This window comes from Clostridium sp. 1001270J_160509_D11, from assembly GCF_015667935.1.
Classification (GTDB): Bacteria; Bacillota; Clostridia; order Peptostreptococcales; family Peptostreptococcaceae; genus Intestinibacter.
In genome coordinates, this window is record NZ_JADPET010000035.1 from 1 (window position 1) to 21,822 (window position 21,822).

The 21,822-nt window shown below is 29.2% G+C and carries 16 protein-coding genes; 6 read left to right on the top strand and 10 right to left on the bottom strand.

Features of this window, described 5'->3' with window-relative positions:
- The first annotated feature begins 234 nt into the window (after positions 1–234).
- Together I4U58_RS05185 and I4U58_RS05190 are read left to right on the top strand one after the other, a co-directional pair.
- Complete coding sequence (locus I4U58_RS05185; RefSeq protein WP_195929977.1) at positions 235–2,904, top strand: cation-translocating P-type ATPase; 2,670 nt, start codon at positions 235–237, stop codon at positions 2,902–2,904.
- 123 nt (positions 2,905–3,027) lie between these two features.
- The gene (locus tag I4U58_RS05190) at positions 3,028–3,684 is read left to right on the top strand and encodes a hypothetical protein (RefSeq protein WP_195929978.1); all 657 of its coding nucleotides are present in this window, start codon (positions 3,028–3,030) and stop codon (positions 3,682–3,684) included.
- 131 nt (positions 3,685–3,815) lie between these two features.
- Here the strand turns inward: I4U58_RS05190 and larA are convergent, their stop codons facing one another.
- Positions 3,816–5,111 carry a nickel-dependent lactate racemase gene (gene larA, locus I4U58_RS05195; RefSeq protein WP_195929979.1) on the bottom strand — a complete coding sequence of 432 codons (1,296 nt, stop codon included), beginning with the start codon at positions 5,109–5,111 and terminating at the stop codon, positions 3,816–3,818.
- Positions 5,112–5,286: 175 nt separating this feature from the next.
- Here larA and I4U58_RS05200 point away from each other — a divergent pair, with 175 nt between their 5' ends.
- The 4 genes from I4U58_RS05200 (at position 5,287) to I4U58_RS05210 (ending at position 9,072) form a co-directional block, all read left to right on the top strand.
- Positions 5,287–6,375: a macro domain-containing protein gene (locus tag I4U58_RS05200; RefSeq protein ID WP_195929980.1), complete on the top strand. Its 1,089-nt coding sequence runs from the start codon at positions 5,287–5,289 to the stop codon at positions 6,373–6,375.
- Between the two features lie 107 nt (positions 6,376–6,482).
- On the top strand, positions 6,483–7,136 hold the full coding sequence (locus tag I4U58_RS05205; protein ID WP_195929981.1) for a VWA domain-containing protein: 654 nt from the start codon (positions 6,483–6,485) through the stop codon (positions 7,134–7,136).
- Between the two features lie 122 nt (positions 7,137–7,258).
- Complete coding sequence (locus tag I4U58_RS14235; RefSeq protein WP_279325551.1) at positions 7,259–7,393, top strand: hypothetical protein; 135 nt, start codon at positions 7,259–7,261, stop codon at positions 7,391–7,393.
- 323 nt (positions 7,394–7,716) lie between these two features.
- Entirely contained in the window at positions 7,717–9,072 is a 1,356-nt protein-coding gene (locus I4U58_RS05210; protein ID WP_243269564.1) for an MATE family efflux transporter, read from the top strand.
- A 77-nt stretch (positions 9,073–9,149) separates the two neighbouring features.
- On the opposite strand, the gene I4U58_RS05215 is transcribed toward I4U58_RS05210, so the two are convergent.
- The 9 genes from I4U58_RS05215 to I4U58_RS05255 all read right to left on the bottom strand — a co-directional run bounded on the left by I4U58_RS05215 (position 9,150) and on the right by I4U58_RS05255 (position 21,590).
- Complete coding sequence (locus I4U58_RS05215) at positions 9,150–9,428, bottom strand: hypothetical protein (protein ID WP_007286135.1); 279 nt, start codon at positions 9,426–9,428, stop codon at positions 9,150–9,152.
- 36 nt (positions 9,429–9,464) lie between these two features.
- Positions 9,465–10,265 carry a hypothetical protein gene (locus I4U58_RS05220; protein WP_024037227.1) on the bottom strand — a complete coding sequence of 267 codons (801 nt, stop codon included), beginning with the start codon at positions 10,263–10,265 and terminating at the stop codon, positions 9,465–9,467.
- Between the two features lie 15 nt (positions 10,266–10,280).
- A complete protein-coding gene (locus I4U58_RS05225; RefSeq protein ID WP_195929983.1) occupies positions 10,281–12,470 on the bottom strand; it encodes a heavy metal translocating P-type ATPase in 2,190 nt (729 codons plus the stop codon).
- 27 nt (positions 12,471–12,497) lie between these two features.
- Entirely contained in the window at positions 12,498–12,875 is a 378-nt protein-coding gene (locus tag I4U58_RS05230; RefSeq protein ID WP_195929984.1) for a cation transporter, read from the bottom strand.
- Between the two features lie 33 nt (positions 12,876–12,908).
- Positions 12,909–13,469 (bottom strand): HMA2 domain-containing protein, encoded by a 561-nt coding sequence (locus tag I4U58_RS05235; RefSeq protein WP_195929985.1) that lies wholly within the window; start codon positions 13,467–13,469, stop codon positions 12,909–12,911.
- 184 nt (positions 13,470–13,653) lie between these two features.
- Entirely contained in the window at positions 13,654–16,887 is a 3,234-nt protein-coding gene (locus tag I4U58_RS05240) for a sensor histidine kinase (RefSeq protein WP_195929986.1), read from the bottom strand.
- Between the two features lie 216 nt (positions 16,888–17,103).
- On the bottom strand, positions 17,104–18,474 hold the full coding sequence (locus tag I4U58_RS05245; protein ID WP_195929987.1) for an MATE family efflux transporter: 1,371 nt from the start codon (positions 18,472–18,474) through the stop codon (positions 17,104–17,106).
- A 286-nt stretch (positions 18,475–18,760) separates the two neighbouring features.
- On the bottom strand, positions 18,761–20,089 hold the full coding sequence (locus I4U58_RS05250; protein WP_195929988.1) for a CoA-disulfide reductase: 1,329 nt from the start codon (positions 20,087–20,089) through the stop codon (positions 18,761–18,763).
- A gap of 112 nt (positions 20,090–20,201) precedes the next feature.
- Positions 20,202–21,590, bottom strand: coding sequence for a cation:dicarboxylase symporter family transporter (locus I4U58_RS05255; RefSeq protein WP_195929989.1), 1,389 nt, complete (start codon positions 21,588–21,590; stop codon positions 20,202–20,204).
- Between the last annotated feature and the right edge of the window lie 232 nt (positions 21,591–21,822).

The window sequence follows — 21,822 nt, forward strand, 5'->3', positions numbered from 1 at the left end:
ACTAATTTACTAGCTGATGTTGAAGTGCTCGTAGTATTAGAAAAAAATAAAAAATTCCCTTGAAGGGGAGTAGCTTTCACACTGTGATAGTCAATCGTCATTTCGGATTTTATCCCGGTTGACTAGCGAGTACATAAACTTGTTAGCAAGACCTTCAAAGTAGATTTTAAATTTATTAATAATCTACTTGGAGGTCTTTTTTATTTGATAAATTTAATATTAGGAGGAATAAATATGTTTTATCAAAAAGATTCAGTTCAAGTTTTAAATGACTTAGATAGTAATTTGACTGGATTAACACAGGAGGAAGTAACATCGCGATTAAAAAATTATGGTCGTAATGTATTAAAAGAAAAACCAAAAACACCAACTTGGAAGTTATTTTTAGAAAGTTTCAAAGACCCATTAGTTATAATCTTGCTAGTTGCAGCAATGACACAAGTATTTTTAGGAGATACAGTTGAATCACTTATTATATTTGCAGTTTTAGGAATAAACGCAGTATTAGGAGTAGTTCAAACAAAAAAAGCAGATAGTTCACTAGATAGTTTAAAAAAATTATCAGTTCCAGAAGCAAAAGTAATTAGAAATAATGAGAAACTCACTATCTCGTCACAGGAATTAGTTCCTGGTGATATAGTACTTCTTGAGGCTGGGGATTATGTTCCTGCTGATGGTAGAGTTATCGAATCTCAAACATTAAAAGTTATTGAAGGAATGCTAACAGGTGAATCAGAACCAGTTTTAAAAAATGCTGATACTATAAATGAAGAAAGTTCACTAGGTGATCAAAAAAATATGGTATTTAGCGGTTCTATGGTTGTCTATGGTAGAGCTACTTATGTAGTTACTTCATGCGGTATGAATACACAAGTTGGTAAAATAGCAAACCTACTTGAAACTGCTGAAAATAAACAGACACCTCTTCAGCAAAAACTAGACGATTTCGGTAAAAAATTAGGAGTCGCAATAGTAATCTTAGCTACACTTATATTTGCACTAGAAGTTTTTAGAGGCGGCGATTTAATGAATTCGTTTATGTTTGCTATAGCAATTGCAGTTGCTGCAATACCAGAGGCCCTAACTTCTATTGTTACAATAGTTTTGGCATCTGGAACAAATACAATGGCAAAAAGACAATCTATAATTAGAAAATTACCTGCTGTTGAAACTTTAGGTTCAACAAGTGTCATATGTACTGACAAAACAGGTACCCTAACACAAAACAAAATGACAGTAGTTGAAACTTATCTTTATGGACCTGATAGCGATAAGTTCAATGGGTTTGATTATATAAAAGATTATACTAATACAAACTCTAACAATAATGAAAATACATCAGATGGCACTGAAATCGCTGTATGTGCTTGTGCAATACAAGAAAGATATTTAAGTTTATCTTCTATTCTTTGTAACGACTCAGATGTAAACGAAGAAGGAATAGAAATAGGCGACCCTACTGAAGTAGCTCTTATAAATTATGCAGAAAAATACGACGTAGATTATAAATCTATAAGAGAAAACTACACTAGAATATCTGAAATACCATTTGATAGTGATAGAAAACTTATGACTACTGTAAATTTAATAGATGATGAAAATATTATGTTTACAAAAGGCGCACCAGATGTAATATTTAAAAGATGTAAATACGCACTTAAATACGACGAAGTTGTAGAAATATCAGACGAAATTTTAGATGAATATAAAAAAATAAATGAAAACTTTTCAAATAGAGCTTTAAGAGTTTTAGCATTTGCTTATAAAAATGTATCTGATGAATTTAAACCTAGTTTAGATGATGAAAATAACTTAATCTTAATAGGTCTTATGGCTATGATAGATCCACCTCGTGAAGAAGTATTTGATGCAGTAAAAGAAGCCAAATCTTCTGGTATAAAGACAATAATGATAACTGGGGACCATAAAACTACTGCTGCTGCAATAGCTCGCGAAATAGGCATAATGGAAAAAGACGACCTAGCTCTTACTGGCCAAGAATTAGATTCTCTTACTGATGAGGAACTTGATAATAAACTTGAAAAAATATCAGTTTATGCTAGAGTTTCTCCAGAAAATAAAATAAGAATAGTCAAAGCATGGCAGAAAAAAGGCAAAGTAACAGCTATGACAGGTGATGGTGTAAATGATGCACCTGCTCTAAAACAGGCTAATATAGGAATTGGAATGGGAAGTGGTACAGAAGTTGCAAAAGATGCATCTGCAATGGTTTTAGTAGATGATAACTTCGCAACTATCGTAAATGCAATTGAAGTTGGTAGAACAGTTTATAATAATATTAAAAAATCAATTACTTATCTTTTCTCAGGAAATTTAGGCGGTATAATAGCAATATTATTCGCTGTGTTTGCTGGATGGGCAAATCCATTCACTACTATACAATTATTATTTATAAACTTGGTAACAGATTCTCTACCTGCAATTGCATTAGGTTTTGAAAAACCTGAAAAAGATACTATGAATAAACCACCTAGAGACCCTAACGAAAGTATTTTATGTAAAGATACATTGAAAGTAGTTCTTACAAGAGGTTCAATAATAGGTATAGTTACAATACTTGCTCAATATATAGGAATGCAGACATCAGATGCTTTAGGTGCAGCTATGGCATTTATAACAATTACATTGTCTAGAATAATACAAACATTTGCTGCACGTTCTAATAGCGAAACTATTCTTAGTTTGGGAGTTACAAGCAACAAATATGCACTAGGCGCAGTAATTATTTGTCTTGGAATGTTATCACTTACTTTCCTTCCTTTCATGAGAGGAATATTTGCAATACCATTGACATTTGAACTTAAAAACTTAGGTGTGTGTCTAGCTTTAGCAATAACTGCTGTAGGATGTATGGAAAGCAGTAAATTTGTTAAAACAAAATAATAATTAGAATAAATATAATCCTTTAGGAATACAGTTTAAGTGAGAAAGTAATTTATTTTCTCACTTATTTTTTTCTAAAAGATAATTTTGATATATTTATCAAATGAACAGGAGGTAATTTAATTGGCCAACTCTGAAAAAATTAAACATAGAAAAACAGGAATTGTCATAATTATAGCATCAATTTTAGTATTGATTATGCACATGTATATTTTATCAGCATTATTATTTTTACTTGGAATAATCGTTATTTTATCACCTTTTAAAACAGATACGATTGAATTGAACGGAACTTCTACTGATGATGAAGATTGTAAGTATCGAAATTGTAATGATTGTAATGATTGTGATGAAATAGATGATGAGTATTGTAATGAAGATAAAAATGACAGTGTCGATAATAAAGACGATATTGATAGTCAGATTGATATTTCTAAAGGTGAAGTCGATATTTTGCCAAGTGCTAAAACGGAAATTGAGACGAATGTTGATACTTTGTCAGGTACTGAAACAGAAATTGATCCAGATATCGATAATTTATCAAGCACTGAAATTAAAATTGAGCCGGATGTTTATGCTTTACCGAGTGATGAAACGGAAATTGAAACAGATATCGATACTTTACCAAGTACTGAAACAGAAATTGAGCCGGATGTTGATGTTTTGCCAAGCGATGAAACGGAAATTAAAGCAGATACTGAGGAAAATATAGATGATAATCCAATAGACTCAAGTAAAAAAGATGATATTGATGATTCTAAAAGCGAAGATGATAAGTAAGATGAGCATTAATTAGATTTTTATATAAGCTTAACTAACGATTTTAATAAACATTTTAATATTATACTAATTTAATCAATCAAATTAGGTCGCACTAAATTGTGCGACCTTTGTTTTTATATAAAATATTTTTATCTATATTTAGGTAGTGTATTAGCACCATGTGGTAATAATGCGACTTTCATGTTGTCGATTGAACCATTATTTAATTCTTTTGCTACTCTCAATGCTTCATCTAAAGTTTTAACAACGTGTATTTTTGTATTCTTAAATTTATCTGCTGGTATTTCAGTCACTAATATCATATTATATCTTTCTGCTGTATCAGAAAAATCAAATCCAACAAATCCACCTATTGAGAAGTCAGCTCTCAATGCTCTTTCTCTATCTTCCATATTTGTAAATTTAACAATTTGATCTTCACAATCTTGATTTCCAAATCCTTCACTACATTCTGATAGTATTATCATTGTTCCACCATCATCTATCATACTTTTAGAATTTGAAAGTGTTTTAGAAGTTTGATATAAGTTTATATCTTTTGGGAAACCGCCCGCACTAGCTATAACTAAATCTGCTCTTTCGTCAACATAAATACCGTCTATAGAATCTACTAATTCAGTTGCTGCTTTATGAGCTTTTATCCAATCTCCTGCAAATGCTGCTATTATTTGTTGGTCTGAATTTGCAACAACATTTAATAAATATGCTGGTTTTGCCATTGCCGCAGCTTCTTCTAAGTCATCATGGAATGGATTTTCTTTTGATAAATTTCCAGAATAAACATTTTCATTTATACCTTGTCCAAACCCAGGATTTAAGGCATTACAGTGGTTAGTATTTATAGTTTCTTTTCCTGCTATTCCAGGGACTAAGCTCTTTCTTCCTCCACCATAACCTGCTAAAAAGTGATACACTACTCCTCCAGTTAATATAATTTTATCTGCATCAATTGCATATTTATTTAACCATACTGGAGTTTTTCTAGATGTCTCACCCATATAAACTAAATGTTCTTTATCATCACATTGATGGTCTACTATTTTTAAACGTTTAAATAAATCTTCTCCTAATAATTCTTTATGTTCTGCGTCTGTTTGTATTCTATGAGTACCACAAGCAGATACGATGATTATATCTTCGTCTGCTATACCACATTTATTTAATCTATCAACTAATATTGGTAAATATGTAGGTATAGCTTGCCATTTTCTTGTTATATCAGATATTATTATTGCTACTTTGTCCCCTTTTTTAACTACTGTTGAAATATCTCCTGCTCCAATTGGATTATCTAAAGCATATTCTATATGCTCTTTTACACTTCTCTGTGGCAAATCCACAACATTAGACTCCAATTCGCATGCAATTTGTTTTTCTGGTATATTTACTTCAAATTCAATATTACTATATTTCATAGTATGCATAAAATAACCCCTCCTCATATAAATGCCCATAGGCCTTCCCCTTTTTATAATAAGTTAATTTTATCACAAATTACTATTCAATGGAATTTTTTCATTTTATTTTATGTATATTTTTTCCATGATATAATAAACTTAGTATCTATTTCAACTATATTAATTAATCGAGGTGACTTATATGCCATTTGAAATAATAAGACAAGATATTACCGATATGAAAACAGACGCCATTGTAAATCCTACAAATAATAAACTTCAACCAAGTAGTTCTGGTGTTTGCGGCTCTATCTTTAAAAAGGCAGGATTTCAAAAATTACAAAATGCTTGTCAAAAAATAGGCAGCATTAAAATAGGTGACGCAGTAATTACAAAGGGTTATAACTTAGGATGTAAATATATAATTCATACAGTTGGTCCCGTTTGGCGTGATGGAAAAAATAACGAATCTACTCTACTTTATAATACATATATAAATTGTTTGAAATTAGCCAAATATAAAAAGTGCAAATCTATAGCATTTCCCTTGATTTCTTCTGGTAATTTCGGATACCCCAAGGACAAAGCTTTAAAAATTGCAACAAATGCTATAAAAGACTTTCTTTCTGAAAATGATATGCTCATTTATTTAGTTGTATTCGACAAAAAATCTTTTAAAATAAGTAAAAACTTATTTGATTCAATTAAACAGTATATAGATGATAATTACGTTGATGCTCATAAAGACAAACGCTACAAACAAAACATTGATATTTTAGATGACGTAGATTCTTCAACTGTTCTTTATAGTATGACTAAGCCTAAGTCTAAATCTAAAAAATCAAAATTATTTTCTAAAAAATCTTCACCTATAGAGATAAATGAAGAAGCTTCACCTCTTCCTTTTGAATTAGATGATGAAGAAAGTTTACTTTATGCTCTGTCAAATACTGAAGATACATTTTCAGAAAGTTTACTTAAACTTATAGATGAATCTGGACTAACGGATGCCCAAGTATACAAAAAAGCCAATATAGATAGAAGGCTATTTTCTAAAATTAGAAAAAACAAAGATTATACCCCTAGCAAATCTACAGTTTTATCTCTAGCAATAGCGCTTGAACTCGATATAAATAAAACAAAAGACTTGCTTAGAAAGGCTGGATTTGCCCTATCTCACAGCAATAAATTCGACATAATTATTGAATACTTTATATCTAACAATACATATGATATATATACAATCAACGAAGTTCTTTTTGCATTTGACCAAAATACACTCCGAACTTAAAATTTGTCGCATTCTAGGCGACCTTTTTTTTGCAACCTCTTAGTATACTCTAATTATATTAAACAAGGGTATTTAAAAATTAATTATAAATCTAGGAGGTAATAATGATGAAAGAGAATTTAACTGAATTAGTATTTATCTTAGATAAAAGTGGCTCTATGTCCCCTCTTGTCGATGATACAATAGGCGGATTTAATTCACTTCTTAAAAAACAAAAAAATGAAAAAGGTCAATGTGTAGTCACTACTGTACTATTTAATCAAAGCATTCAAATTTTACATAATAGAATTCCTATTGAAGATGTAAAAAACATGACCGAAAAAGAGTGTCAACCTATGGGCTCTACTGCTCTACTAGATGCAATGGGCTCTACTATTGATAAAATTAAAAATGATCATGTAAATACTCCAAAAGAAAAAAGACCTGATAAAGTTTTATTTGCAATAATCACAGATGGTGCCGAAAATTCTAGCACAGAATATAATCTTAAACAAATAAAAAATTCAGTCAGCGCATGTCAAGAATTATTAGGTTGGGAATTTCTTTTTTTAGGTGCAAATATAGATGCTATTGAAACAGCTAGTCAATTTGGAATTCCTAAATCTATGGCAGCAAATTATAATTGCGATTCAGAGGGTACAGAGCTAAATTTTGATGCAATAAATGACGTACTTTGTTGTGTTCGTAGAGATGAAGATATAAGTGATGATTGGAAATTGAAGATTGAAAAAGATTTTAAAAATAGAAGAAAAAATAAATAGTTTTTACTTTTTTATATAAAAATTAAATTTGCTAAAAGTTTTTTAAAAAATTGTCAGCATAAATTTATTTAAAATACACACCATAAATTTGAGATGATTCTTATGGAGGTGTAATACATCATATGGCAAAAGACAGTCAACCAGACAATAAAATGGCAAGAATGAAAAAATGTAATTGTCAAACTCCAATTACTAAAGAAAATCAAAATAAAAACAAAAATGCAAAACACAAATCAGTAAAAAACAATGATGTTTAATCTCTAAAGTTTGAGGATATTCTAAAATAAACTTATTATTTATTTTGGAAATATCCTCTTACATTTATCCCCTTATTCTTATAGTATTTTTTTCCTTACACATAAATTATATTGACGCACTGTATACAATATATTATTATAATAGCATACAAAATTTTTATACAGAAAAGAGCCATAATAAGTGGCGTATTATATTTTTTATAATCGCTTTAGTACTATTTTGGTTCTGATCACCTTTTGATTGATAAATCAGCCAAATAAGTACAATACTTATTTGGCTTTTTTTGTTACATAAATTATTATAATTTGAAAGGAGAATGTCTATGGAAAAATTAAATTTACTAAAAGATAAAGAAAGCAAAGTATTTTTTCATTATTTAGTACCAGCAGTTTGTTCAACATTAGTTACATCAGTTTATCTTTTAGTTGATACCCTTATAATAGGTCAAGGCGTTGGTGCTTTAGGGATTTCTGCATTAAATATATTCATGCCTTTCTTTTTATTATTTAACGGAATTGGTTTATTATTTGGAATAGGCAGCGGAATTTTAATATCATCTGAAGATGGAATGGGAAATAAGAAAAAAGCTAACCAATACTTTGCAACTGGATTTGTATCAATATTATCAATAGCAATTATTTTAGGTTTAATATGGAATTATTATTTACAACCTTTATGTGTAATCTTAGGAGCAAACAGCGATACAATAGACTTAGTTTTAGAATATGGTAAATGTATAATGGCATTTGCACCAGTATTTATGATGTCTAATTACTTTGCACCTATTGTGAGAAATATGAAAAACCCTAAACTAGTTATGTGTGCTGTATTAACAGGTTCAGTTCTAAATGTAATTTTAGATTATGTTTTTGTTTTCCCAATGGATATGGGTATGTTTGGGGCAGCTGCTGCAACAGTAATAGGTAGCTTAACTACTCTACTTGTTTTATCTACTCATTTTATTAAAAAACAAAACAGAGTAAAAATAAACAAAGAAACAATATCTTTAAACCTTTTAGCACCAATTTTTAAATGTGGTTTTTCAAGCCTTATAATGGAGGTTGCAAGTGGATTTGTAATATTTATATTTAATATCCAAATCTTAAAATATATTGGAAATAACGGAATTGTAGTGTATGGAATAATATCTAACTGTGTATTAGTAGGTCTTGCATTATTTAACGGTGTGGCTCAAGCAGCTCAACCAATTATCGCAACTAACTTTGGTGCTGGACTAAATACACGTGTGAAAAAAGTATTAAAATACGCTTTAATAACTACAACTATAATAGGTGTTTCACTATTTGCAGTAGTATTTTTATTTACAGGACAAATTATTAAAGTATTTGTGCAAGCAAATTCTGAAATACTATCTGTTGGAATACCAGCATTAAGACTTTATTTAAGTGCTTTTTGCATAATGAATATAAACATATTAATATCTGGCTATTTCCAATCTGTCGGAAAAGAAAAAATAGCTATATATGTATCTATAGTAAGAGGATTTTTACTAAATATAATACTAGCATTTGTACTTCCATCAGTACTTCCTGCTACTATACTTTGGGCAATAGTTCCTCTAAGTGAATTAATCACATTAATCGGAATAGCATTTTATGCTAAAAATAGTTCTACTATAGAAAATACAGCATTAAATGAAGAATTCATATCTGCATAGAAAAAAGGGAATGCTAAAACGGCATTCCCTTTGTAATTTACATATTAATATAAGACTTATAACTCTATACAATTTTATTATTCAGCATCTGTTGCTTCTTCCATAGTAGCTTCAACATTTACTTCTTTTTCTGCTATTAAATCTTCTATTAATTCTTTTGATTCCATTAATTCTTCTAATGACATATTTGCATAATCTTTATGGTTAACAGTTTGCACATTTATACCTTGTTTTTTAAGGAATCCATCTACTTTAGTTTGATTTTTTTTGTATATATAGTATCCTACTGCGCAAACCCCTACTCCTACTGCTGCACCTTTTAAATGATCTTTATTTATTGCATTTAATACTACCATAATATCTCCTCCTTATAGTTAACTTATAAATTTTATTTATTTAAGGTTAAAAAACATTCCTTCGTTTTTAACACTTCCTCCTCCACCTCTATAGCCGAAGTTTGGATTTAAGCGGTTTTGACTCTCGATTATTTCGCTTGCAAATAATCTAAATGAGTCTAGCTTGTTATTATTATTGATATCTTCTGATAATATAGAGATATCATAGCATGGTTTATCTTGACATCTCATTTTAGATTTTTCTACCTTTAGTATAAATGTCTCATTTGATTTTTTAAGTATATGTCTACCAAATGTAGTTATCCAAGTTACTAAAGAAGCATTTAACATGTTTCCTTCTTTTCCTATTGAATTAATTAAGTACATTATGGACATTACCTCAGGGTCGATTGTTCCTCTTTGTCTCATTTCTGAATAACCATGTTCTACTATTGCTCCAACAGTAGTTCCCGTAGCAAGCCATTTTACAAAGTCTTGAACTTGTCCTGTTGGACTTAAATATTTTACTATATTTGCTCCTACTATCAATATTATAGAATAATATGATAAGAGAGGCATATCTGTCTTGTTGTTATTAGATATAAATTTTATTTTAGAAAATCCATATATCTCTGATAAAATAGCAGCAATTTTAAATATTACATTCTCTGCACTTATCTTTTTAGAATTAAATTCAACAAGCAGTGTTTTTATATAAGGGTTATATCTAAAAGATTTTATACCATCTTCTTCTTTAAAAAACTCATTTAATTTACTTTCGTCTATTATAGAATGAGATAGCCTTACCCTTATTCTACCATTAATCATGTGCTCGACTAATATTACTGGATAATTCAATTTTTAATAACACCTCTATCTCTTATTTTCAATTTTTGAAAATAGTAGTCTAATTGAATTTGAAACTACAAATATTGTACTTGAATTGTGAAGTACAGCTCCCCAGAATACTGGTAATACACCTGCTGCACTAAATACAAGTCCTAAAGTATTTATACCTATAACTAATCCAAAGTTTTCTTTTACTACTTTCATAGTTTTCTTAGATAAATTCATAACTGCTGGAAGTGCCATTGGGTCATCTGTTTGTATTACTACATCAGATGTTTCTATAGCAGCATCTGTACAACCACCACCTAATGATACACCAACATCAGCATATGCAAGCGCTGGAGCATCGTTTATGCCATCTCCAACCATTATTACTTTAGAGTTTTTAGATTGTAGTTTAAGTATAGTTTTTGCTTTATCTTCTGGAAGTAGCTCAGCCTCATATCCATCTACTCCAACTTTGCTCGCTACTATACTAGCTTGATCTTCTATATCACCAGTAAGTAGAAGAATTTCATCGACACCTTGATATCTTATATTGTTAAGAGATTTTTTCATATTTTCTCTCATTTTATCTTGAATTCCAATTACCCCTAATAATTTTTCATTTTGTGCTACATAAACTATACTTTGACCTTTTTTCTTTAAATTAAAGGCTTCATCTTCTAAAGTTATATCTATGTTATTTTCTTTTAAGAAAGTTTTATTACCTACTCTAATTATGTCTTCATCTATATTTGTTTCAACACCTTTTGCTATATGAGTAATTACTTCTCCATGCTTTGGTATTTTTATACCTTCACTTTTAGCTTTAGATAGTATTGCACTAGCCATAGGATGTGATGATGTTTCCTCTGCTGCTGATACAATTTCAATCAATTCCCTCGAAGTTATATCTTGTGCTGTTACTATATCTAAAACTTCTGGTTTACCTTCAGTTAATGTACCTGTTTTATCTAGTATTAAAGTATCGGCTTCTGCTAATGCTTCTATATAGTTTCCACCTTTAATTAATATACCATTTTTAACTGCATTGTTTATTGTTGCTGAAAATGCAGTCGCTGTCGATAATTTTATACCACATGAATAATCTATTACCATCATATTTAGCGCCCTAGTTGCACTCTTAGTTGCTAGGTAAGTTGCCCCTGCTAAGAAGAAGTTAAATGGTATTAAGTAGTTTGAGAATTTATCAGCATAATCTTGTACTTTTGCTTTATTACATGCTGCATCTTCTACTAAGTTTATAATTCTTGAAACTACAGTATCATCTCCAGCTCTTTCTGTATTTATAACGATATTTCCGTTTTTAACTAATGTTCCTGAATAAACTTCACTTCCAATTTTCTTTATATGTGGAACATATTCACCAGTTACAGCTGACTCATCTACTATAGCTTCTCCACTTATTATTTTTCCATCGACACATATTTTTTCACCAGTATGTACTACTATTTTGTCTCCTACTTTAGCATCTTCAACTGATATACGTTTAACTGCGCCATTTTCATCTTGTTTCCAAACAAATTCTTCATTTAAATCTATCATATGTTTAATCGAATCTCTTGTTTTTTTCATTGTATAACTTGTCATAAATTCAGCTATATCTGATAATAAAATTATTGTAAGTGCTGAAGTTGAGTTTCCAAGTAATATACTCGCAACTATAGATGAAATTGTAAGTGTATCTGCATTTGGGCGTTTGTGTTTAATCATCCCGCCTATCCCATCTTTAAATAGAGATTTAGTTAAATACAATGCTCCAAGCGAGCAAGGATTAAAAAATCTCTTATAAACAGGGAATATTTCTGCATAATTTGTTTTCTTTATTACTGAATAAGTAATTAAACCTGCATTTAATACAAGTCTCTTACCTATATCATTTACATCTTCTTCTCTTTCTCTTTCAATTATATTTGAAGCCTCTAGTTCTCTATGTTGTTTGTATGCATATAGATAGTATTTATTTAATATATCTGATATTAAATTTTTTAAGTCAGCTTCATCAATTCTATCTTTATCAAAAATTATAAGTATATTACTTGTTATATTATTTATTGTTACTTTTTTTATAAATCCTAAATCCATTATATCTTGTAAGATTTCTTCATTAAATTCTTTAAGATATCCGATAGCCTTACAATTTAAACGAATTCTCCCCGGCAATGAATGGACTATATTTAGCTCAAATAAGTCCTTTTTTTGTCCAAACACTTGCTATCACCCCATTTTTATTATTTATTATATTGTTTTTATTGCTTCATTTAATTTCTGCTCTAAAGTATCTATCACAAATTCAATATTGTCTTGTCCGTTTTCTTCAATCAACTTGAAGTCACCTAGAACTATATCTATTACTTTATTTATCCATTTTATAATTTTTTCTTCGTAAGTCTTTTTCGTATCATAATTTATAACTACGCTTCCAGTTATATAATTAAACTCTACGTCTGTTATACCCTCTAGCATTTTTAATCCCTGTACTACATATTTATCATATTCTTTTGCCTCTTGTGGTATTTTAGATGCATTACTTACTTTAAGTCTCAATCTCCCCGGTATTGAATGTACTACTTTAAATTTTATAAAATGTTTAATTATGTGATTTTTTATATTCATTTTATTAGCGCTTCCTTTCTCAGCTGATTAATATTATCTTGTGATAAGCGAGTATAACCACCATAAGCATGTAAGCCCAGCAGGTCTAAGGCCTGGTCTAGTTTTAATATCATACACTGCATATACACAAAGAAGTAGCATTACTGATGATTTTAAATCTAATACGCCACTAGTCTTTTCATATATTGTATGACTTAAACTCTCTACTATATTTGCACTTTCTCTTGTTATTAAAGATTTGTTTTCATTATGAGCTTCATCTTCTAATCCTAATACCTTTAGTATTATTCCTATAATAAGCATTGGCTGGATTGTTTCTTCATTATATTTTATAATTACTGTTCCAATACAAGGATTCACAGATATATCTATTATCCCCGGTATCTGTGAAAAAGTGTTTAATAATGCTTGCTCTCCCTGCTGATTTCCCTTTAATACCTTACATTGTATTCTTATTCTTCCTTTTATAGAATGTTTTACTTCTAGTATATCTTTGAAATTTGGTAGCTGTGGTTTATATTGATCCTTTTCTTGCTCAGATGTCAGTAAAAAACCCGATGCCAAAATCAACGCTGTTATTAAATTTCTGTTCATAGCAACCTCCTGTTGAAATAGCCGTTTCAATTATTTTACCATATTTTACCTTCAAATGCGACATTATATATTTCTATACAATCCTTACTTGTATACAAGAATAGCCCATATTCGATACGATAATTGTTGTTTTCGTATACAAATATAGGCTATTTATATATATTTCTTTACAAAATATATCTATTTATATAATGATATTTTCATCTATGCTATCATCAACTGGTAATATAATTGTAAATTTAGTTCCTTTATTTACTTCACTTTCAACATATATTTCTCCATTGTGCATATCGATTATATGTTTTGTTATAGTAAGACCTAGACCACTTCCACCTTTTACTTCAGTGTGCTCGTCTACTATTTGATTAAATCTATCAAATATTGCTGCATGATATTTTTCTTCTATTCCTATTCCAGTATCTTCAACTATTATTTTTACTTTGTCTCCTAAATCAAGAATATCTACTTTTATATCTCCACCTACTGGAGTAAATTTAGCTGCATTGCTCAGTAAGTTTATAATACAACGCTCTATTTCATTTCTATCGCATTTTATGATTTTTTCTTCTGTATTAGTATCTATAATTAAATTTAATCCCATTGATTCTATTGCATCTTTAAGACTAAGTGCTGATTCTTCAACTATATATACTATATCTTCTTCTTGAATATTTATTTTATATTTTCCATTTTCAATTTTAGTAGTATCTATTATGTTGTTAATTAAGTTTAGTAATCTCTTAATATTTTTATTCATAACAACCATATACTCATCTATCTTTTCTCTTGATATTCCTTTTGGCGATTTATTTAAATTAGTTATCAATTGTTCTACTGAACTTATCACATTTAATGGTGTTCTAAGCTCATGAGATAAATTTATAAAGTAATTATTTTTATTTCTCTCTACCTCTATAATTTTATCAAATAGCTGTTTGTTCGTTTCCATCTCATTGCTAAGTGCTTCTGTTCTAACAGCTACTAAATTATCTAATCTTTTAACTTTTGTACTATTGTAGCAGACTAGCATTATTATCATTACAATATAAGATATTATTGCACCTTTACTTTTCCAAAGTGGTGGTTTTATAGTAAATGTAACTTTATACTCTTCTCCCATTACACCTTTTTGGTTTCTCGCTTTTATTTTAAAAGTGTATTTTCCTGGGTCCAGCTTATTAAATAAAACTTGGTTATTACTTGTAGATGTCCATTCATCCATAACACCTTCTAATTTATAATAAAATTTTAAGTTGTTATTTCTGTATTGTGGTATAAAATAAGATATTTTTAAATCATTTTGATCATATTTAAATTGTAAATTATCTATATTTTTATATTTTTCTCCATCTACCATAAAACTCTCAAATGTGATTGTTGGTTCGTAATATGAGAACATGGCTTCTTCGTCTGCTGGGTTAAAAATATTTAAACCTTTTATCCCACCAAATATAAACTCACCGTCTTTCGTCTTATACTCTGATTTATCATTGAATTCATTGCTTTGTAATCCTTCAGCCGTACTTAAATTTCTAAATTCATTAGTTTTTAAATCAAACTTTGAAATTCCTTTATTTGTACTTGCCCATGGATTACCATCATCATCAATTAACACTCCATAAACAGTATTGTTACTAAGACCATCTTCATCAGTATATTTTATAGACGTTCCATTAGATTTATAAAATTTAACTAGACCATCACTTGTACCAATCCATAATATATTGTCATTGCCCTCGGCTATACATTTTATTGTATTTATTTCTTCCTTAGTTTCATGGTCAAATAGTTTAAAGACTTTTATCTTGTCTTGATTTACATCTATTTTTATCATAGAACCAGCTGTATAAGTTCCAAGCCAATATACTCCATCTTTATCTTCAAAAATTTCTTGTATATGAGTGTCACCGACTTTTTCTTTAATAGTCTTGTTAAGAGTATCTATCATTTTATCAACTGTTACTATCTTCTCAGTTTTTATATCTAAAATACTTATACCATCTTGAGTACCTATCCATAAATACCCTCGACTATCGATTAACAAGGATTCTATCATATCACTTGTCAGCCCATTATTCATGGTGTATTTTTTGACTTTCATTGTCTTTCTATTTATCTGGTTTAGTCCATAATCCGTTCCAACCCATACAGTATCTCCACTACCTTGGATAACACGTATCAAGTTGCTTGTTATATCATAAGTCCCTTCTCCTGCCGAAATCTTAATATATTTATTGTTTTCTCTATCCATAATATTAAGACCTTTATCTCTTGTACCTACCCATATTAGGCCATCTTCATCTTCATATACACCTTGTATTACATTTGAGCTTAAAGAATTTTTATTTAATGGATCGCTTTTATATTGAATTATTTTATTATTTGGATTAAATATACTAATTCCTGTATATGTTCCTACCCATATTAATCCTGTACTATCTTGCATCAGTGAATATACATTGTCATCTAATAAACTATTAGAGTCGTAATTATTATGATATGTATAAAACTTATTATCACCTAAGTATTTACAAAGACCTGAATCCGTACCTATCCATATCATCCCATTTTCATCTTGTATTATTGATTTTGTGGTGTTAGAAGGTATTGTTGTATCGTCATTTGCATCATGGTAGTACCTAATGACCTTATGTGTTTCACCATTTTTAACAAGTATTTTTATTAATCCGTTGTTATTGGTCGAGACCCATAGATTGTTTTCATCATCAATTAAAATAGAATTTATTCTGTCGTCTTTTAATGTTTCGACATTCTCATGAGAAATATATTGGGTGATTTTCATAGTTCCTCTATCCATTTTAATTAAACTTTTGTCAGTTCCTATCCATATATTATGAAAATTATCTTCTTCAATGTCCATTACATCTTCCTTGCTGAATACATCTTCTTCGCTTAAAGATACTTTGAACTTGTCGAATTCTCTATCATACATATATACATTATCTTGTGTTATTACTAAAACCGTTCCTCTTTTTGTTAATAAAATACTTCTTACTTTAAAAAAAGTATTTCCATCTTCATCATGCTCATAGTTTGTAATTTCTTCTGTTTCTAAATTTATTTTACTTATCCCCTTATTTGTTCCAACCCAAAGATTTTTTTCATTATCCTCTTGAATACTTAGAATATAGTTATTAATTATTGTATTTTTTTTATCTTTATCTGATTTATATACCTTCATCTCAAACCCATTGTATCTATTTAAACCTTCGTTAGTACCTATCCATATATACCCATTACTATCTTGGTATATAGTTTGGGCATTCGATTGTGATAGTCCATTTTCTATAGTTATATGTTTAAAATTTATATGTTCTTGTGCTTCAGATATATTAGTTAGAGTAATTATAAAAAATACCGATACTAAAACTGCTAAAATCCCATTTTTAAAATTCATAGTTTCACCCTCTATTATAGTAAATATTTGCTAAATAATATTTTATAAAATATTATTTAAAAGTTCAATCATTTAATCGTATATATTTGCTATCTTGTGTTATTATTCGATTATTTTCGATTAATCTTAAGTCAATATAACTTACTATGTATAATAAAATAAAAAATAATAAAAAATAGCACTAGACAGATTTTATCTATCCAGTGCTATTTTTTATTATAATTCTCGAGCTACTTCTAACTCTTCTTTTAAATTATTTCGTTTATCTATTTTTTTCATTTTTATATAATAAGTCAACATAAGTGGTACTGCTGCTGATATCCATGCGATTGGATCAGATAAACATATACCTGTAAAACCTATAACTTTTGGTAATGTAAAAGCTACTGTAGCTCTTGCAGCTAATTCAAAGAATCCTGCTATCATTGGTACAAATGATTCTCCCATTCCTTGAAGCACGTTTCTATATACAAATATAAATCCTAAAGGTATAAAGAATATTGCAGAATAATTTAATACTTGTTGAGCATAATCAAATATTTCTGGCGTTGGATTTTCTATAAATAACATTACAAAATATTTCCCAATTGTAACTAATACAACTCCAGCTATTAAACTTGTTATTATTGAAACTATATTCATTATTTTTATTCCGTGTTTTATACGATCAAATCTTCCAGCACCTAAATTTTGTCCTGCATAAGTTGCAACTGTAACACCGAAAGATGTAGATGGTTGCATTACTAATTGAAGAACTTTTGATGCTGCTGTATAAGAAGCTATTACTACAGAACCAAATGTATTTATTGCACTTTGTATTATTATTATACCTACTGCAGTTACTGAAAATTGCATTGACATTGGTATTGCAATTTTTAAATGTGTAGTATAATATTCTTTTTCAACTTTGAAGTCTTCTTTTTTAAGTCTTAATATCTTGAATTTCTTATAGCTATATATAAAACAAAGGACTGCTGATACTCCTTGTGCTATATTAGTTGCATAAGCTGCTCCTGCAACCCCCATATTAAAGTTTATTATGAAAATTAAGTCTAAAATAACATTTAGAATTGATGCCACTATTAAGAAATATAATGGAGTTTTACTATCTCCTAATGCTCTTAATATTCCTGCTGCCATATTATATCCCGTTTGAGTTATTATTCCTGCATAAATTAATGTGATATATACCCTTGCATCTTCATAAATATTTTCTGGTGTATTCATCATATTAAGAAGTGGTTTTACTGCTAACAATGCTACTATTGTGATTATTACTGTCAATACTATAGTAAGTGTTATATTACTTGCTACTGCTTTTTTTACACCTTTTTCGTCCTTTGCTCCGAACTTTTGTGCTACCAAGACGGCAAATCCACTTGTAAGTCCTAATACTAGACCATTTACTAAGAAAAATAGTGAATTACATGCACCTAATGCTGCAAGTGCATTAACACCAACAAATCTTCCTACTATTATAGTATCTACCATACTATAAAGCTGTTGAAATATATTACCGATTAAAAGTGGTATCGTGAAATATATAAATATTTTTAGGGGATTGCCCTTTGTCATATCATTAGTCATAATTCTTCCTCCCTCTATTTTTTATTTTTACTAATTACATAAAAAAACCCTCCTTATTATTGCTCAAATAAAGAGAGTCGTTATTCAAAATTATTATTGCTTGATAGGTAGATAAACTACCCTAACATATATTTTAACATCTTTTGTTAATGTTGGCTATATATTTTATTATTTTATATCTTTTTCTTCATTAATATATACTTCTATAATACATTAGATAAAATATTAGTATTTGATGTAATAAAAGTCAAGCTTATAAAATTTATAAACTCGACTTTTTATTCATTTATTTAGATACATTACCTGCTATATTAAGTGCATCCCATGTTCTAGCAAATGGTGGAGCATAACATAAATCAAGCATTCCAAGTTGTTCTGTTGTCATTTTTGTAAATATTGCAGTTGCAAGTACGTTTGTTCTTTGTACTGCGTCTGATTTACCTACTGCTTGTCCACCTAATATTACTTTTGTATCTGCATCATAAATTAATTTTATAGATATTTTTTCTTGTCCTGGACAATAATCAGTGTGATTTTTATCTGTTATAAATGTAGCTTTGTAATTTAAGTTCATTTTTTTAGCATCTGCTTCTGTTATTCCAGTTGCTGCTGCTTCCATATCTAATAATTTTATACAGCTTGAACCTAATGTCCCTTGGAATATTTCAGATTTTCCACCTAAATTAGATCCAACTATACGACCTAATTTATTTGCATTTGTAGCAAGTGGTATATAAACTTGTTGTTGTTTTACAAGGTGGTATACTGTTGCACAATCTCCAGCAGCATAAATATCTTCTATAGAAGTTCTTCCTTGATTGTCTATTACTATTGCCCCATTATCAAGCATTTCTATGCCTGTATCTTTTAAGAATGATGTATTTGGTCTTACACCAGCAGCTAATACAACTAAATCTACTTCTACTTCATCAGTATTAGTTATAACTTTAGTTTTTCCATCTAAAGTATCTATAGATGTTACCATTGAGTTAAAGTATAGTTCTATTCCATGAGCTCTTAAGTTTTCTTCAAGTATTTCTGTAACTTCTTTATCAAGTACATTTTCAAGCATTCTATTTCCTGAATTAAATACACAAACTTCTTTGCCTAATTCTTTTGCAACATCTGCTACTTCTAAACCTATAAATCCAGCCCCTATTACAGCTATCTTTTTAATAGATTCATCTTGCATTTTTGCTTTTAACTTTTCTCCATCTTCTACACTTCTAAGTGTATAAGCCTTTTCTATATTTTTTATAGGTGGTATTACAGTAGCTGCCCCTGTTGCAATCATCAGTCTATCATAATTATCTGTAAAAACTTCACCACTTTGTAAATTTTTCACTTCTATTGTTTTTGTTTTTACATTTAAACTTACAACTTCGTGCTCTATTTTTACATCTATTCCTGTTTCTCTAACTTTTTCTGGAGTTCTAACTAACATTCTATCTACATTGTCAAAATTACCCCCAACATAATAAGGTAGTCCACAAGCACCAAAAGATATATGTGGAGATTTTTCATATACAACTATCTCAGCATCTCTGTCAGTTCTTCTTAATTTAGCAGCTGCACTCATTCCTGCAGCAATCCCTCCAACTATAATTATTCTCATATTGCCTCCTAAATCTGTCTTAAATTTAGAGGACGAACCAAAAGACGGAATTTCTCCCATCTAATAGCACGCCCTCTTATCTCAAAATTATTTTATTCTATTTTAAAAGAAATTAAACAGCTTTTTGAACTGTCTTATTTGCTTTTTCTTCAGCTCTTTTTAAACTTCTATCTACAATAATTGAACTTGTTATTGTACCACTTACGTTTAACATAGTTCTACCCATGTCTATTATTGGGTCAACTGCAATTACTGCTCCAAGAAGTGGGAAGTATGCTTCCATACCCATACCAGATATAACTACAGATATTGCTATTGTAGCAGTACCTGGAAGACCAGCTATACCAAATGAACTAATTGCTATGATTACTAAAAGCATTATGCAGAAACTTAAATCTATAGGTGTATTAGTTATTTGTGCAAGCATTATAGCTGTAAGTGCTGGATAAATTCCTGCACAACCATTCATACCCATATTTGTTCCTAAACTAGCAACAAAACTTGCAACCCCTTCATTAACATCAAATTTTTTCTCTAAAGTTTCAATTGTAACAGGTAATGTTCCTAAACTTGAACGAGAAGTAAATGCTAGAATTAATGGTTCTGAAGCATTTTTTATATATGTTATTGGGCTAACTCCATTTAACATAGCTAATGTCATATGAACTACTAACATTATAATCACTGCTAAATATAGACAAACTATAAATTTACCAACAGATGCAAGTACACCTATTCCATTTGAAATTATAGTGTTTGCAAGTAAAGCTATAACTGCATATGGCATAAATTTAATTATTGTCATAGTTACACTTATTATTATTTTATAAAAAGCTTCAACCCATTTTACAAAAGGTTCAATAGTATCTGCATGTTTTTTGCTTAAACGTCTTATTGAAGTTCCTATAAATGCTGAGAATATAACTACACCAACTATATTTCCTTCTGCCATAGATGATACTATATTACTTGGTAAAAGTGCTCTTATTGTTTCAGATAAAGAAACTGCTTCTCTTATTTCAGCAGTGTTGTTTCCTGCATCAAATCCTTGACCAAGGTTAAATAATATTGCTAATACTATACCTGTTATAGCAGCGAAAACTGTTAAACCTATTAATGATCCTATTGTTTTTGTTGTAAGTTTTCCAAGGTTATCACCTTTCATATTCATTATTACTCTTGTTATTGATAATAATATAAGTGGAATAACTAACATTTTTAATAAGTCTATAAATCCACCACCAACAAATCCATACCATCCAGATAATTCACTTATCCAAGCTATATCCTTTGGTGAATCTGGGAATTTAGCAACGGCTTGTACTATAACTCCTAAAACTAATCCTAAAACTGTACCAGTAGTCATTCTTGTAGAAAAGCTAACCTTTTTCTTTTGAAGTACGTTGATTACTTTAAATAATGCTATTAATGCTACGATAAATGCCAAAGTTCTAAAATCACTAAGTTGTAAGAACTTTGTAAAAAAATTACTTTCTAACATTCCTCTTTCTCCTGTGTCTTTGTTTGTTTTTTATTTAATTTATTATAAACCCTATGTATATTATAGGATATAATACCTAAAAAAGTATATAATAATATTTACATTTTTTAATTTTTTTTAAAAATACTTCGGCTATCATTTTGATAACACCCAATCATTTCATTGTACTATCATTTTGATAATATCGCAATATTTTTTTATTTTTTTATAATATTTTCTATTATTTCTTAGA

What these genes read in the sequence shown, in the direction of transcription:
- I4U58_RS14235 (WP_279325551.1), top strand. Translation starts at nt 7,259, where the DNA reads ATGGCAAAAGACAGTCAACCAGACAATAAAATGGCAAGAATGAAAAAA.
- I4U58_RS05210 (WP_243269564.1), top strand. Translation starts at nt 7,717, where the DNA reads ATGGAAAAATTAAATTTACTAAAAGATAAAGAAAGCAAAGTATTTTTT.
- I4U58_RS05235 (WP_195929985.1), bottom strand. Translation starts at nt 13,469, where the DNA reads ATGAACAGAAATTTAATAACAGCGTTGATTTTGGCATCGGGTTTTTTA.
- I4U58_RS05215 (WP_007286135.1), bottom strand. Translation starts at nt 9,428, where the DNA reads ATGGTAGTATTAAATGCAATAAATAAAGATCATTTAAAAGGTGCAGCA.
- I4U58_RS05200 (WP_195929980.1), top strand. Translation starts at nt 5,287, where the DNA reads ATGCCATTTGAAATAATAAGACAAGATATTACCGATATGAAAACAGAC.
- I4U58_RS05205 (WP_195929981.1), top strand. Translation starts at nt 6,483, where the DNA reads ATGAAAGAGAATTTAACTGAATTAGTATTTATCTTAGATAAAAGTGGC.
- I4U58_RS05250 (WP_195929988.1), bottom strand. Translation starts at nt 20,089, where the DNA reads ATGAGAATAATTATAGTTGGAGGGATTGCTGCAGGAATGAGTGCAGCT.
- I4U58_RS05240 (WP_195929986.1), bottom strand. Translation starts at nt 16,887, where the DNA reads ATGAATTTTAAAAATGGGATTTTAGCAGTTTTAGTATCGGTATTTTTT.
- I4U58_RS05185 (WP_195929977.1), top strand. Translation starts at nt 235, where the DNA reads ATGTTTTATCAAAAAGATTCAGTTCAAGTTTTAAATGACTTAGATAGT.
- larA (WP_195929979.1), bottom strand. Translation starts at nt 5,111, where the DNA reads ATGCATACTATGAAATATAGTAATATTGAATTTGAAGTAAATATACCA.
- I4U58_RS05255 (WP_195929989.1), bottom strand. Translation starts at nt 21,590, where the DNA reads ATGTTAGAAAGTAATTTTTTTACAAAGTTCTTACAACTTAGTGATTTT.
- I4U58_RS05230 (WP_195929984.1), bottom strand. Translation starts at nt 12,875, where the DNA reads ATGAATATAAAAAATCACATAATTAAACATTTTATAAAATTTAAAGTA.
- I4U58_RS05245 (WP_195929987.1), bottom strand. Translation starts at nt 18,474, where the DNA reads ATGACTAATGATATGACAAAGGGCAATCCCCTAAAAATATTTATATAT.